Origin of the sequence: Corynebacterium sp. HMSC06C06, assembly GCF_001807295.1 — a bacterium.
Lineage (GTDB): Bacteria > Actinomycetota > Actinomycetes > Mycobacteriales > Mycobacteriaceae > Corynebacterium > Corynebacterium striatum.
On record NZ_KV788521.1, the window covers coordinates 201128 to 215052 of the forward strand.

General features: G+C 60.5%; 13 protein-coding genes. 5 read left to right on the forward strand and 8 right to left on the reverse strand.

The window, feature by feature from the left end:
* Positions 1-8: 8 nt before the first annotated feature.
* The 3 genes from HMPREF3153_RS12185 to HMPREF3153_RS12195 are packed head-to-tail and all read right to left on the reverse strand — an operon-like array spanning position 9 to position 2177.
* A complete protein-coding gene (locus tag HMPREF3153_RS12185) occupies positions 9-803 on the reverse strand; it encodes an LmeA family phospholipid-binding protein (protein ID WP_070421011.1) in 795 nt (264 codons plus the stop codon).
* A 51-nt stretch (positions 804-854) separates the two neighbouring features.
* Positions 855-1667 (reverse strand): class I SAM-dependent methyltransferase, encoded by an 813-nt coding sequence (locus tag HMPREF3153_RS12190; protein WP_070421012.1) that lies wholly within the window; start codon positions 1665-1667, stop codon positions 855-857.
* Between the two features lie 18 nt (positions 1668-1685).
* Positions 1686-2177 carry a DUF2505 domain-containing protein gene (locus HMPREF3153_RS12195; protein ID WP_005531167.1) on the reverse strand — a complete coding sequence of 164 codons (492 nt, stop codon included), beginning with the start codon at positions 2175-2177 and terminating at the stop codon, positions 1686-1688.
* Between the two features lie 24 nt (positions 2178-2201).
* Here HMPREF3153_RS12195 and HMPREF3153_RS12200 point away from each other — a divergent pair, with 24 nt between their 5' ends.
* The 3 genes from HMPREF3153_RS12200 to HMPREF3153_RS12210 all read left to right on the forward strand — a co-directional run bounded on the left by HMPREF3153_RS12200 (position 2202) and on the right by HMPREF3153_RS12210 (position 5297).
* Positions 2202-3305 (forward strand): UDP-N-acetylmuramate dehydrogenase, encoded by a 1104-nt coding sequence (locus tag HMPREF3153_RS12200; protein ID WP_070421013.1) that lies wholly within the window; start codon positions 2202-2204, stop codon positions 3303-3305.
* A 114-nt stretch (positions 3306-3419) separates the two neighbouring features.
* A complete protein-coding gene (locus tag HMPREF3153_RS12205) occupies positions 3420-4265 on the forward strand; it encodes a PDDEXK family nuclease (RefSeq protein WP_083281052.1) in 846 nt (281 codons plus the stop codon).
* A gap of 120 nt (positions 4266-4385) precedes the next feature.
* On the forward strand, positions 4386-5297 hold the full coding sequence (locus tag HMPREF3153_RS12210; RefSeq protein ID WP_070421028.1) for an aldo/keto reductase: 912 nt from the start codon (positions 4386-4388) through the stop codon (positions 5295-5297).
* 16 nt (positions 5298-5313) lie between these two features.
* Here HMPREF3153_RS12210 and HMPREF3153_RS12215 read toward each other — a convergent pair whose 3' ends face one another.
* Together HMPREF3153_RS12215 and HMPREF3153_RS12220 are read right to left on the reverse strand one after the other, a co-directional pair.
* Positions 5314-5772, reverse strand: coding sequence for an S-ribosylhomocysteine lyase (locus HMPREF3153_RS12215; protein WP_070421014.1), 459 nt, complete (start codon positions 5770-5772; stop codon positions 5314-5316).
* Positions 5773-5810: 38 nt separating this feature from the next.
* Positions 5811-6893, reverse strand: a complete 1083-nt coding sequence (locus HMPREF3153_RS12220) for an alpha/beta hydrolase (protein WP_070421015.1) — start codon at positions 6891-6893, stop codon at positions 5811-5813.
* A 155-nt stretch (positions 6894-7048) separates the two neighbouring features.
* On the opposite strand from HMPREF3153_RS12220, the gene HMPREF3153_RS12225 reads away from it, so the two are divergent.
* Complete coding sequence (locus HMPREF3153_RS12225) at positions 7049-8263, forward strand: ATP-binding protein (RefSeq protein WP_070421016.1); 1215 nt, start codon at positions 7049-7051, stop codon at positions 8261-8263.
* Here HMPREF3153_RS12225 and HMPREF3153_RS12230 read toward each other — a convergent pair.
* Both HMPREF3153_RS12230 and HMPREF3153_RS12235 read right to left on the reverse strand, forming a co-directional pair.
* Positions 8260-11514 (reverse strand): SNF2-related protein, encoded by a 3255-nt coding sequence (locus HMPREF3153_RS12230; protein ID WP_070421017.1) that lies wholly within the window; start codon positions 11512-11514, stop codon positions 8260-8262. The genes HMPREF3153_RS12225 and HMPREF3153_RS12230 overlap by 4 nt on opposite strands.
* Positions 11515-11569: 55 nt before the next feature.
* The gene (locus HMPREF3153_RS12235) at positions 11570-11956 is read right to left on the reverse strand and encodes a hypothetical protein (protein WP_046645680.1); all 387 of its coding nucleotides are present in this window, start codon (positions 11954-11956) and stop codon (positions 11570-11572) included.
* 32 nt (positions 11957-11988) lie between these two features.
* Between HMPREF3153_RS12235 and HMPREF3153_RS13100 the strand changes: the two genes are divergently transcribed.
* A complete protein-coding gene (locus HMPREF3153_RS13100) occupies positions 11989-12339 on the forward strand; it encodes an SDR family oxidoreductase (RefSeq protein ID WP_236251915.1) in 351 nt (116 codons plus the stop codon).
* Between the two features lie 761 nt (positions 12340-13100).
* Here the strand turns inward: HMPREF3153_RS13100 and HMPREF3153_RS12905 are convergent.
* Entirely contained in the window at positions 13101-13739 is a 639-nt protein-coding gene (locus HMPREF3153_RS12905; protein WP_201818044.1) for a phospholipase A2 family protein, read from the reverse strand.
* Positions 13740-13925 lie beyond the last annotated feature (186 nt).

The following is a 13925-nucleotide window of genomic DNA, read 5'->3' on the forward strand; positions in this document are numbered from 1 at the left end:
CGGATTCGCTATCCCTGCGCAGGGGCGCTCTGGCCGCCCGCGGTCACAGCGCCCAGCTTGCTCATCGGAACGTCCTTGCCCACGATGGTCATTTCCAGCTCACCGTCTGCCACGTCAACTGCTTCGACGCTAAGCCCCTCGCCAATGAACTGGTCCTTCATGCCCTCCTGCAAGGCGGAGGAGATGGCCCCGGTAGCCTCCTGCGGCAACTCAAAGCCGAGCAGGGAAGCGTTCTTTGCCTTGATGGACAGGCCGCCGTCGCGTGCGACAGGCTCCAGCGCCAGGTTAGCCAAGCCATTAGCGAACTCGACGTTGAGGACGTTATCAGCGTCGTTAGCCGTGATGTCAGAGACCGCTAGGTTCGCTATCTGATCGCTACCTGACTTCTCCGCGATGGCCTTCTGGAAGGTGGCCAGCAGGAAATCGTCCGGAACCTTGGTCGAAGCACGCAACGAGCCGGCTACCGGGTCATCAGAGAGCGTCATGTCCTCGATGTGGATATCGGTGGCCGGCTGGCCCTTGATCTCGGTGCCCTCGATCTTCAGCGTGGACGGCGTGGTCATGTTCATCTCAGAGAGCTTGCCGCCCAGCATGCCAATCACCAGCGGGGTAGCGCCGAAGCTAACGTCCGGCTCCTCCTGAGTCTCAACGCCTTCGTCCTTGGCTGCCTGCACGAATTGGTCTTTCATCTGGTTTCCTATGAACCAGCGCAGGCCGAATTCCGCCACCAACACGAGAATGAGGAATGTGACGAGCACCCCGATGAGAATTTTCCATGCTAGTGAAGTCTTCTTTTTAGCCATGCCTACTAGTGTTACTCATGTGGCGGCAGATGGCCAATGCGGGTGGGGCCTTCACAGCTTCGGCGCAACGACTTCCCAGTCAACGCTCAAAACATTGTCGCGAAGTCGGCGCCGGATCGGGTGGAGGGGAAGCCCGGCGTCGATAAGCGATTGGTGCGCCATGCGCCATCGCACGCGTGGTCCATGCGGCGCCCAGCCCGCCGAGTACTCCCAGGCGCGGTCAGCCTCCTTGAGAAGGTCGTGGATGGGCTCGCCTGGCACATTGCGGTGGATGAGCGCCTTGGGCAGGCGCTCGGCCAAATCCGAAGGCTTCTCCACAGCAAACGGGTCCCACGAGAGCGTCAGAGACTGCGGCCCGTCCGCGTTTAACAGAATCCAGGTAGAAAGCCGACCCAGCTCATCGCAGGTGCCCTCGATGAAGAATCCGCCCGGGGCCAAGCGCGAGGTAACCTCGTGCCAGGCTTCCGGAACCTGGGCGACGTCGTACTGGCGCAACACGTTGAACGCGCGAACGAGCTGCGGACGATAGCCCGCCAGCTCGAATCCACCCAGCTCGAACGTCACGCCGTCGCGCGGCGGCAGCACGCGCTCCGGCGCAATCTCTAGGCCGGTCACCCGCACGTGCGGATTCACCCGGCGCAGCCAGCCCGCCCACTCCACGGTGGTGAAATGGGACGCGCCATAGCCGACGTCGAGAGCCAGTGGCTCCTCCACGGACCGCAGCAAAGCCGTGATGGCGGGGTGCGCGGCGACCCACCTGTCGCAGCGACGAAGCCTGTTTTGATTGGTGGTGCCGCGGGTAATAACGCCGAAAGGCCGACCCGCACTCGCGCTTGCGCGCAGGTTATGTGCGTGATCGGCCATTTCTGTTAAAAGTAGCGTTTAGAGGTTGTCAGCGATCCACTGCTCGGTCAACTTGCCCTCGTTATTGAAGAGCTCACCTAGGGCATCGGCAACCTTCGGCTCGATGGCAGCGCCCATCATCGGGATCTTCACGGAGATCTCGTTGACGTAGGACAGGGTGGTGGTATCACCCTCGCCGGTCAGGGCGATGTCGCCGCCGAAGTCAACAGGGGTGCCCTTGACGTCAGCGGTGTACTTGACGTCGGCAGCGTTGCCGTTGAGGTCACCGATGGTGACGACGCGCTTGACCTTGAGGTCCTGGGAAACCATGGCGCGGACAGCCTCAGGCAGCAGGGTGGTTGGCAGCACCTCGAAGAGGATGGCTACGTTGTTGGTGAAGTCGTGAACCTGGCCCGGATCCGGAGAAAGGTTAGCAACAATGTGCTCCCAGTAACCCTGCGTGAGCAACGCCTGGTGAACCTTTTCGATGGGCTGATTGATCGTTACGGTGTTTTCGCTACGGGTTGACATGCTTTACAGACTACCTTGGTAGACGTGCTTGACGAATTTATGACCCAGAAGCTGCAAGAGATCACGGGCGTGACGGTGGAACATGAGACCACTTTCAAGGACCTGACCACCCTGCGCATTGGCGGCTCGCCGCGGGCCACGGTGCACTGCGAGACCGCGGAGGCTGCAGTGGCGGCGCTGCGCGTGCTCGAGGAAGTCCCGTACCTCGTTGTGGGGGGCGGCTCAAACCTCGTGGTCGCAGAGGGCGAGCTTGAGCAGGTTGTGGTGCGCCTCGACTTCGACGACATCGACGTCTCCGTGGCCAGCGGTTTGGTCCGCGCGGATGCAGGCGCTACTTGGGACGACGTCGTTTCGATGACCGTGGAATGCGGCCTGGGCGGCATCGAGTGCCTGTCCGGCATTCCGGGCGACGCCGGTGCCGTTCCCGTCCAGAACGTGGGCGCGTATGGTGCCGAGACCTCCGACGTCCTCACGCAGGTCTACCTCTACGATCGCGCGACCGGCGAGGCCTCCTGGGTGCCCGCCGCGGCGCTGGAGCTGGCGTATCGCTACTCCAACCTGAAGTTCACCGGCCGCGGCGTGGTGCTGGCCATCGAGCTGCAGCTGACCACCGATGGCCTGTCCAAGCCGTTGCGCTTTGGCCAGCTCACGCAGACCCCAGGCGAGCGCCGGCCCGCGGCTGAGGTCCGCGAGCAGGTCCTTTCGCTGCGTCGGTCCAAGGGCATGGTGCTTGACGACGCCGACCACGACACCTGGTCCGCAGGCTCCTTCTTCACCAACCCCATCGTGGACTCTGCGGTTGCCGATAGCATCCAGGAAATCGTGCGCACTGAACGCGGCGCCGAGGACGCAGACCGCATGCCGCGCCACGCCGTCCTCGCAGGCTCGGACGGCGAGGAAATAAAGCTCTCGGCCGCCTGGCTCATCGAGCGCGCCGGGTTCGCCAAGGGCTATCCAGGTGCTGGTCCAGCTACCTTGTCCACGAAGCACACTCTCGCGCTGACCAACCGCGGGACCGCGACGGCTGCCGATGTGGTGGCGTTGGCCCGCGAGATCCGCGCGGGCGTCGCCAAGCGCTTCGGCGTGGAGCTCGTGCCGGAGCCGGTCTGGATTGGGGTATCCATCTAGAACGTACCGCTGTGTGTAAATAGGCCTCCCAATTGCGCGAATTGACGGGCCTATTTACATTGAGAGGTATCCGCATGCTTGGGGGGAGCCGTGCACACTTGGGGGAAGTAGAGGATGCTGCAACCAATTCGGGGGAAACCCTCGCGCACTATCGATCGCCTCGTGGCGAAGGGCAAAGCCGTGCGCATCACGCCGGGCCTGACGTTGCCGCGCCAACCCACCCCGCGCGAACTCGCGGGGATTTTGAACGAGCGCTATCCCGGCACCGTGCTGGATGGAGGCTCGGCCATGGCCGCTTATGCCGAGCGCAAGCTGGAGTTTCCGCTGCAGCTCATGGCGGCACGTCACGCTCGTACCTGTGAGTATTTCACCACGCGGCGCGCCACACCCAAGGGCCCATATATGGTCAACGGCCTAAACGCATGCAATCCGCTGCAAGCGCTGGAGATTGTGGAAGAAGACAAAGCCATCGAGTTCTTGGAGCGTTTCTGCAACGGCAAGGATGGCCACCAAAGGTTGGCCTTTTTTAGGGAGGATTTCCAGCGCTTTCCCGCGCGCACGCGGCGGATTATGCAGCGTAGCGTCATCGGCAGTGATAGCAAATACGAGCGTCTTCTCACCCAAGCCTTTGCCGATGCCTGCCTCACAGTGGCCAACAACCAACGCATCGGGCCGTATTACTGGGATATCGTGCTGGCCAAGGAGAAGGTCGCAATCGAGATAGATGGTTACGAGTACCACAAAGGTGAGCGCATCCAGCGTTTCGAGCTGGACCGCCAGAAGCTCAACGACGCGGTGCAGCGCGGGTGGAAGCCGCTGCATTTCACGGCGGGGATGATTGAGCATCATCTGCAGGTTGCCGTCGACCAGGTTATCGCCGTGGCCTGCGGGGGAGGGCAGTTTCTGCCACCAGCGTGGAAGTGGCATTACTATTTCCGCTACGAGAACGCGCGGTGGTGAGTGCTGTGCTCTAGGCACCGTACTTCTGTGTGTATTTAGCGCAGGAAATCGGGCCGGTTTAAGGGGGCTATTTACACAGGGAGGTACACGCACACGAGGGAAGCAGCTACGGTGGTGTCCATGATCGCGCTTGGCTGTACCTCAATGACTCCGCACTCCTATCCCAATTCCCCGCGTCGCGCCGAGATGGTCGATGTCCTGCGTGGCGCAGTGGAGGCAGGCGTAGAGCTCTTCGACACCTCTGAAATCCAGGGGCCCTTCACGGGCGAAGAAATGCTTGGCGACGCCCTGGGCAACCGCGCCCGCGTCCTCACCAAGTTCGGATGGGAGATTAAGGAAGGAAAGCCCACCGGCGCTTTGAACTCGCGCCCGGAGGTTATTCGCCCGAGCGCCCATGGTTCGTTACGCCGGCTAAAACGGGAGCGCTTGGACGTGTATATGCAGCACCGCGTGGACCAAGACGTGCCCATTGAGGACGTAGCGGGCACAGTAAAAGAACTTATCGATGCAGGTGACGTGGCCGCTTTCGGGCTGTGCGAGGCAAGCCCGGAGACCATTCGTCGCGCGCACAAGGTCTGCCCGGTGAAGTATCTGGAGTATGAATACTCCATCTTTAGCCGCGACGTAGAAGAAGAAATCATCCCGCTAGCCCGCGAGTTGGGCGCGGAGTTTATGGCCTATTCACCGCTGGCGAAGGGGCTTTTGGCAGGCCGCAGCGAGCCAGATGATGATTCTTCCTCGCCGCGTTTGCACTCTGCGAACTTCGCGGCCAACAAGCAGCTGGCGCAGGAAGTGGCGGCAGCAGTGCCCGGCCGCAACGACTCCGAGATAGCGCTGGGCTGGTTGCTGGCCAAGGACGTGGTGCCGATTGCCGGTTCGACGAACCTCGCACGGATCAAAGAAAACCTCGCAGTCACTGCGCTGAGCGCGCAGGAGTGCGAGGCCATTGACGCGGTACTAAGCCGAAAGCCCGTGCAGGGCGCGCGGTTGACGCAACTGCACGAAGGCTTCGTGGATAAGGGCCGTACATAAGGCCCGCGGATAAAGGTTAAGCCATAACCTCGAGCCACTCGTCCTTGCGCGCGAGGTACTCGCGGGCAGCGGCCTGTGCGCCCTCAAGACAGTGGCTGGCGCCCCAGCCGCACTGGCGCTCGTTGGCGGCCGGAACCTCGGTGGCGTTGAGGATATCGTTGAGACCGTGCTCGAGTGCGTTGAGCAGCTCGTCCTGCTCCATGTTGTACGTAATGGCGTAGAAGCCGGTCTGGCAGCCCATCGGTGCGAAGCCGATGAGCTTATCCGTGTAGTCGCGCATAAAGTTGGCCATCATGTGCTCAATGGAGTGCACCGTAGGCATCTCTAGGTGCTCCTCGTTGGGCTGGCAAAAACGCAGGTCATACTTGATGATCTCCACGTCGTCGCTGAGGTGCTCGCGTTTGGCCACGCGTACGTACGGGGCCTTGACCAGGCGGTGGTCGAGTTCAAAGGATTCCACGTTGCTCTTTGTCATGGGATCGAGTCTATCGTTCGACTTCCGCGAAGCCCGATTTAAAGTCCCAGTGCCGGGGCGATGGCCTGCGACCACGCCTTCGGCAGTTGATGCTCGAAGAACTCATAAGAGTGCGAGCCGTAGTTCTCGCGTGCGTAGGTGATGTCCACGCCGGCGGCGCGGGCCTTGGCCACGAACTGATCCGTCATGGGGCGCGAGACTGTCTCGGCGAGCATCTCCTGGAAGTCGTCGACGTCGTACGGATCCTTTGTCATGGGCGTGCCGTTTCCGGTGGTCACCCACACCTTGATGCCGCGCAGGCGCTCCGGGTGCGCGGACGGATCGTTGTCATCCCACGCCGGGTCATCCGGCCAGCCGAAAGCGTTAACGAGGTCGCCGCCCAGGCGCGCGGTCATGACCGTGTTAAACGCGCGGCCGATGACGGAGGACGGCGCCGGGTACGGCGAGAAACCTAGAGCGGCGGAGAATTTACCGTTCGACTTTGCCGCGATGTTGAGCGCCGCCGAGCCCGACATGGACAAGCCCGCGATGGCGGAGCGTCCGTCGCCGTGGAACTCATGCTCCATGACGTAGGGAAGCTCCTGCGAGTAGTACGTCACCCACTTGTTCATGCCGAATTCCTTGTCCGTGCGGCGCCAGTCCGCGAACTGGGAGCCCCGGCCACCGACGGCGGAGACAACGTTGACCGGCTTGTCCGCAAAGAAGTCCTCATAGTTGGTCTGGGTGTACCAGGTGGAGCCGAACTCGCCACCCTCGGAGCCCTGCATGAGGTAGACCGTCGGGCGCGGTCCGTCAACAGAAGGCTTCAAGTAGTAATTCGTGATGACGCGGTCCATCGACGGCGAGTAGATGTCGATTTGGTAGACGTTCTTTTCGATGTGTCGGGTCTCGACCAAGCGCACGCCCGAGCCATCCGTGGTCGGGACATTTGTACCGTCCACCTTGGGCAGCACCGTTGAGGAGCCTTGCGGGAATTGCGAAGGCTCAAATCCCGGGGCGAGTCCAGACAGGACTTCCGAAGGCGCGAAGTTCGAGGACTGCGCGAGCGCCGGGGCGGCGGTCGACGCAGCAAGGAGCACAGTAGCGCAGGCTGCAGCCGCGCGGGAGAAAGTAAGAGGCATGGCAACGAATGTAGCCGGTGGCGGGGTTCTTTCCTAATGGCAGCATAGCAACATTACCAAAGTTAACTTTAAATTCCATCCGGAATGGGAAGAAAACTAAAGTTAACTTTAAATTGTTGGTGCCATTGGTGAAAATCTGAACTAAACTTTAAGTCATGACTCGCGCACATGAACTTCGCACCCGCAAGGACTACCTGCAGACATTGGTGGATTGGGACGCGGATCCGGCGGCTAACGGTATGGTGAGAGTAATAAGTGGTGTGCGGCGTTCGGGAAAGTCGTCTCTACTGGAGCTTTATAAGCAACACGTTGGTGCTGAAAAGGTCGTTTCTGTCAACTTTGAGGATTTTTCCACTCTGGGGCTTCGTGAAGCCCAGCGGTTTCACGAGGAAATGACGGCACGAATTGCAGCAACGGGGGCGACGCATCTTCATGTGGATGAGGTTCAGGAGCTCGACGATTGGTCACAGGTTATTAACTCGCTGCGGCTTCACGAGAATCTCACCATCACGGTGACGGGTTCGAATGCTTCCATGTTCGTGGGCGAGGGACTTACATACCTAGCTGGGCGTTATGTACAGCTGGAGATGTTTCCTCTTTCGCTTCATGAGTACTCCTCGTTCGCTCCGGAAGCTCCTTCTCAGCCTTCGGCTCGTTATGCGGAATGGATGCGCGGTACGCTGCCAGCCGCGGCGCAAGCAGGCTCTCCGAAAATCCGACGGGAGATCAACAACGCCATTTTCGACTCTATTTTCGCGCGTGACATTGCACTGCGAGGTGCAATTAAAGATCCTGACATGTTCATGAGGGTCGCGAGATTCGTATTCGATAATGTGGGCTCGCAGCTGTCGTCACACAAGATTGCCAATTACCTGACATCTGCGGGCGCAAAAACGACGCAACCAACGGTGGAGCGGTACCTGGGTCTTTTGGTCGATGCGCACATGCTCTATCGCTGTGACCGCTTTGATGTCCGTGGGAAAGCGCATCTCAAAGGCGGTGCCAAGTATTATTTTGTCGACCCAGGACTGCGTGACGTGTTACTTGGAGCGAACTCGTCGAATGCCGGGCACGATCTGGAAAATATGGTCTATCTCGAGCTGCTTCGGCGGGGATTCTCGGTTGCAGTTGGAAATGCGCCGCAGGGAGAAGTCGACTTCGTGGTGACGCGGGATAAGGAACGCTATTATGTGCAGGTCGCGCTCACGGCCTTGGATGATAAGACGCTGCATCGGGAGCTGTCTTCCTTCCGTGGCCTGCCCGCTGGCAGCCATTGCATTCTCCTCACATTCGATGCAATGCCTCTGAACACTGGAGAGGTAGTACATCTCCATGCCGCTGATTTCCTCGACGGCGCCCCGTTGCGTTAGGCCAGCAGGTCCCTAATCGCCGCTGCATCGAGCGCTGCCCCGCCGGTCGCGGAACCGGTGGGCTCGAGGAAGGCGCTGGACAGCGCGCGCTTGGTGTCCTGGAGGGCGACGACCTTGTCCTCGATGGTGTTCGCGGAGACCAGCCGATAGACCGTGACGGGCTGCGTCTGGCCAATGCGGTGGGCGCGGTCGATGGCCTGGGCCTCCGCTGCTGGATTCCACCATGGGTCCGCGACGATGACGTAGTCCGCCTGCGTGAGGTTGAGGCCCACGCCGCCGGCCTTCAAGCTAATGAGGAAGACCTGCGTGTTACCTTCCGTGAACGCGCGGATCGCGGCGTCGCGGTCGCGCGTGCCGCCGTCGAGGTAGGAGAAGGAGACTCCCTCGGCCTCGAGGCGGGCACGAATCTCCGCGAGGTAGCTCGTGAACTGACTGAAGATGAGTACGCGGTGTTCCTCGGCTAGGATGTCGCGCAGGAGCCCCGTCATCGCGTCGAGCTTGGAGCTGGGTGCACCGGACTCGGGTTCCACGAGCGTCGGCGAAATCGCGAGCTGGCGCAGACGGGTGAGCGCGGCGAGCACCTCGACGCGGTTGGACTCGGGATCCTCGGTGAGCAGGTGAAGCACGCGCTGGCGCTCGCGGGCGAGGTGCACGTCGTACAGGTTGCGGTGCGCGGGCGCGAGCTCCACCGGCACGACCTGCTCTTGGATGGGCGGCAGGTCGAGCGCGACGTCAGCTTTGCGCCGACGCAGCAGGAACGGCTCGACGCGGCGGCGCAGCTCCGCCATGCGCGTCTTGGACAGCTCTGTGTTGTTGCCTGCGATGGGCTTTTCGAAACGTTCACGGAACTGCTGGAAGCTCCCCAACAAACCGGGCGCGGCGAGGGAGAATTGGCTCCATGCGTCTTTGAGCGAGTTCTCAATCGGTGTACCCGTCACCGCGTAGAGCACCGGCGCCTGCAGGTCGCGCACCGCTGCGTAGATCTTGGATGTCGGGTTCTTCACGTTCTGTGCCTCGTCGAGAACCACGCCCGCCACGCCCAATGCCTGGTACTCGGATGCCTCGAGACGCAGAAGCGTATACGAGGTGACGAGCACATCCGCAGACTCCGCCAGAGATGCCAGAGAATCCTGGCGTCGTTTCACCGTCGCTTCCACCACCGCCACCCGCAGTAACGGCGCGAATTTCGCGGCCTCGGCCTTCCAGTTGGAAACCACGGACGTCGGCGCCACGACCAACCAGGGACCGGCGCCAGAATCGAGGATCATCGACAAAATCTGGATGGTCTTGCCCAAGCCCATGTCGTCAGCCAACACGCCGCCGAATCCACGCCGCCGCAGGCTTGCCAGCCAGCGGAAACCGTCTTCCTGGTACGGGCGCAGCGTCGCGTCCAACGCAGCCGGCACGTCGAACGAGGGCAGCTCCGTGTGCGCTGCTGCCACGACCTTGTCGAGCCACGCGCGCTCATCGACCTGGAGCGCGTCGAGCTCGCCCAGCTGGTCCCACCAGTCCACGCGCGTCTTCGGCACGCGGACGGCGCTGCGGCGGGCATCGGAAAGCCCCTGCGCGTCCTCGAGGAGCTGCGCGAACTTATCGAACTGCGGGGAGTCGAGGTGTGCGTAGTGCCCGTTCACGATGAGGATGCGCGCCTGCGAACGCAGCGCCCGGATGACCTTCGCGAGCGGCACGCCCTGCCCGTCGACACGGACTTCCATCGACAAGTCGAGCCAGTCCTTGTCCTGGCCCTTGAGTCCCGCGTGGAGATCGATGGACTCGGCCGCCTCCAGCCCGAGGAGCTCCCGCGCGCCGGGCGACAACCGTGCATCGACATCCGCGGCTTCCAGCTGCGGCAGCGTCTCATGCAGGAATTCCATGAGTTCTGCGCCGATCATCTCGCGGTCCGTGAGGTTGAAGCCTTCCAGGCCTGCCAGCAGCTCGCTTTCCGATTCCCCGTTGCGCGTCGGGTCCGCTTCCGTCCCCAGCGCGTACGTGCGCCCGTTGGAGTAGGCGAAGCGGAACTCGACGGCCCCGCGCAACAGGTGGGCCGTGGCCGTGACAAACGCCCCCACCACGGGCGGTGCCGGTGGCGTGGGCACAAACGACTCGTCCGGACTGCTCCACCCGGTTGCACGCAGTCGCGGCAGGAACTTCTCTTCGAATTCGGCGCGGCCCTCCGGCGGCACCGTGATGGGGCGGCGGGCTTCCCGTAGGCGCTGCCATTCCGCTGGTGCGCGGTGCCGGAAGCGTCCCAGGTTCAGGTACCCGTCATCATCGAACCATGCCGCACCGCGCGCCTCATATCCCAGAATGAGTGGGGGATGGTCGCCGGACTCTACGATCGCGGCGTCCATGCGCAGCCCCTCATCATTCTCGGTGACGTACACGGTTGGGGTGAGCGGCTCTTCATGGAGGATGACGAGCCCTCCGTCTGCCGTGGTGAGCTCGATGCCGTGCTCCTGGGCTTCGTCGAGAAGCGCAAAGAACTTGGGACTGCGGAGACTCCGCAATGACTGAGGCTGGCTATGAATGTCGTAAGAACCAGCCTCGGAAAGAATTTCAATGAGTCGGTCGCGGTCTCGTTCTGCGACGGGATGACCGGTGCCGTTCTGCAGCTTAGCCAGCGTCATGTCAGAGCTCACCCACCCGCGTCCGTTTTTACGCGGTCGGCCGCCGGTGACGCTGAGGTTGCGCAGCACCGCATGATCCCCCACAACGTTAAAGTCGGTCTCGAAGACCACCGCGACTGGCGTGGCGGCCGAGGACTCTGCGGATTCCACAGGCAGGTATTCCTCTAACAATTCCTGCCACGTCGGCTCGCGTCGTACAGGCCGGCGGCGCCGTTCCCACCCCAGTACTTCGCTGAGCACCTCCTGTGTTTCGCGAAAGCTGTCCGTGCGCTCCACAAGGTGGTCAACAAACTCGCCGAACGCGCCCAACGGCTCGCGCTTGCCTATCTCGCGATAGTCAAGGTGGTGCTTGAGCGCCAGCGCCACCGCATGCTTGCACCGCTCGCCATATGGGCACGCGCACCACGAGTTAAATGCCGTGACCACCCCGTCGGTGCCCAGCGTGTAGTCGACCGTGACGAAGTACTCGTCCCCACGCGACCCGGTGCAATAGCCCGACACCTTGGCGCCCTCGCCTCGGGCAGCCTCGACGGACTCGATGCGCGCGGCATTCTGCGTGGCCAGCGCAACCCCGCGCTGGACGACCCGCGGGTCTACGAAGTTATTGAGTGTCTCGGTCCTCATACCGCACATGCTACGGGAGGGTGCCGACACGAGGTCGCTGACGGCGAAAGCGCTGCTAATTCATGGGGCGAGCGATGTGCCTATCTAACGCTAGAGAGAGCTGCGGGTTGCTCAAAATGCACCACCAGCCCGCGGCATAACTGCTCATCATGCCGGCCGTGCTCCAGCGGTCCCGCGAGCTGCTGGGTACCGAATCCATGCAGCGGATGAGCTGCTCCTCGGCGGGACTCGTGGGATGAATGACCCGATAGCCGGCATTGATATTGATAAACATGGACGCGCCCGCATAGGAGTCGATGACCTCGGTGAGGCTTGTCGAGGACAGTGCAGGCAGCGGTGTAGCTTCTTGAGCGGACGCCGTAGTCGGGGCGAGCGCCGCGAGGGCAAGGAATGAGGCAGCGGCGGCCTGGGCGAGCCGTGCCGAGCAAGTGAGAGCAGACATTCTCTCATCATACTGGCGCCCCTGCTGCGGCGTTGTGGGATTCGAAAGAGGACCTTCATCTGCGCGTACGTTGCGTGTGCTGCGCCGAATCCGAGCATTCCGTATGCGCCGTCAGCGCTGCCGATGCCCCCTCGCGTGCCGCCGCCCGAATCGCGCCGGGCATCGTGCGTACTCTGATCATGAAGGGACTGGCCGAGGAGCTCGCAGAAAACGCTGGCAAGCCCGCCGAGTGGGGCTGGGAGCAGTTCACCAAGGACATCTCCTTGGGGCGCCTCTCCGAATCCGAGGACGTCGCCAAGATCATCGGATTCCTCGCTGGTCCTGACTCTGACTACATCACCGGCCAGACCATCATCGTCGACGGTGGCATGGTCTTCCACTAAACCGCAGGTCGACTATCCGTGAAATGATCGTTGGAAAACTTAGGTGCGCTGACATGACATATGCTGTTCGCCAGAGCTTGGTGATGAGGGCGAAAGTAGGGCAGCCGCGTCCGGGGAGGATAGACCTAGCGAAGCGTATGAGACGAGAGGATTAGAGACCGCTCTAGCGCCATAGCCCTGCTCAAATAGTTCCACTGCTTGTTCACGCTGAGCCTGGCTCAACTTGCTGCTGGATGCATAGAAAACTCCCCACAATCTGGTTTCTGATTTTTCAGTCCGGATTATGGGGAGCAGTTCACTTTTGACACCTTTACGGTTAAAGCTGCGGAAAGCCCGCACCGCAGTAGGGGGCGCGGGATCTGGAAATTTCAGGCATATTTTGTTCGCCGAGGGTGTGCTGCGGCTCTGAATTCTTTAGAGCCATTCAGCGCTGGGGAAGCGACCGCCCGTGACAAAATATATGATCCCGGTAACAACCCAAATTATCCAAGCGAACAGTAGAGGGGATAATCCGGCAAGAATAGAAAATGCAACAAGCAACCACGATTGGCTTTTGTATGCAAGGACTCCAGCTGCTACACCTATGGGTACGGTAATGATATAATACGGCATGGTCCCTTCCGGAAAAATGGAAGGAAAAAGATACGGGAACGCAATCGCAGTTGTTGAGAGTAAAGCTGAGAGAAGTTTACTTAACTTTAGGCTCTTGTTGCTTTTGTGCCTGTTCATTTCTTTCTCCTTCCTGGACCGTTGGGGACCCACTATGCTAATGGATTGCACGGGGCGGAATTGAAATATGTAGCAATAGCAAGGGCCATCGCGTTTTCTCCGATTCCATTGAATTTGCCCCGGTTTTTACGAATTCCTTGAACCAGCTCCCTGTCGCATGAGCAAGCGAAGTATCCTCGCGAACCATAGTATTTATCATGCTTTTGGCAGAGAGAGTCGAGAGTATTGATTGGGGCACCCGGACCACTGTGCCCTGGGCCGCACCAGTTTCCATACCCAGGCATGTCGCGCGTTTCAAGGCTATATATCATGACCTCGTTATTGTCGGCTACGCGGTTGAGGTTTTCTCCTGCGACGAGTAAATAATGCGACGCATTTTCTTCTTTGGCTTTTTCGGTGTCGAAATGGCGTTGTCCGTCCGCCCGATATACGAGGTAGTGAGACAGTGTGGCCATCGCAGTATTAAAATCTGTTGACTCTGATACCTCGCTTGCAGGGATTGCTAAAGCTTGATTGCCAACTAAGTTTTTGTCTTGCGTGCTATCAGCTGGGGATGCGGCGGATACTGTTGGGGTGGTCTCCAGGGCAAAACTTCCGGTGGGGGTAGCGAATATTGTTGCGGCTACAACAAGAACGGGAAAGACTTTTTGGAATGTATTCTTCAACTTCATTTCCTTAATTCTCTTGTCAATCTGGTTTTGTCGAGGAAATTACTGAAGAATTCAAGAGATGGCAATACTTTTACCCAAATTTTCATGAACTTTTGTCTTGTAGTGTGCTGCTTTATCGTTCCAACAGCCGTTCGATGTGAAGTGCCCCGAGTTGTCAGATGCGGGTTTTGGGTACCGGTGTTCCGG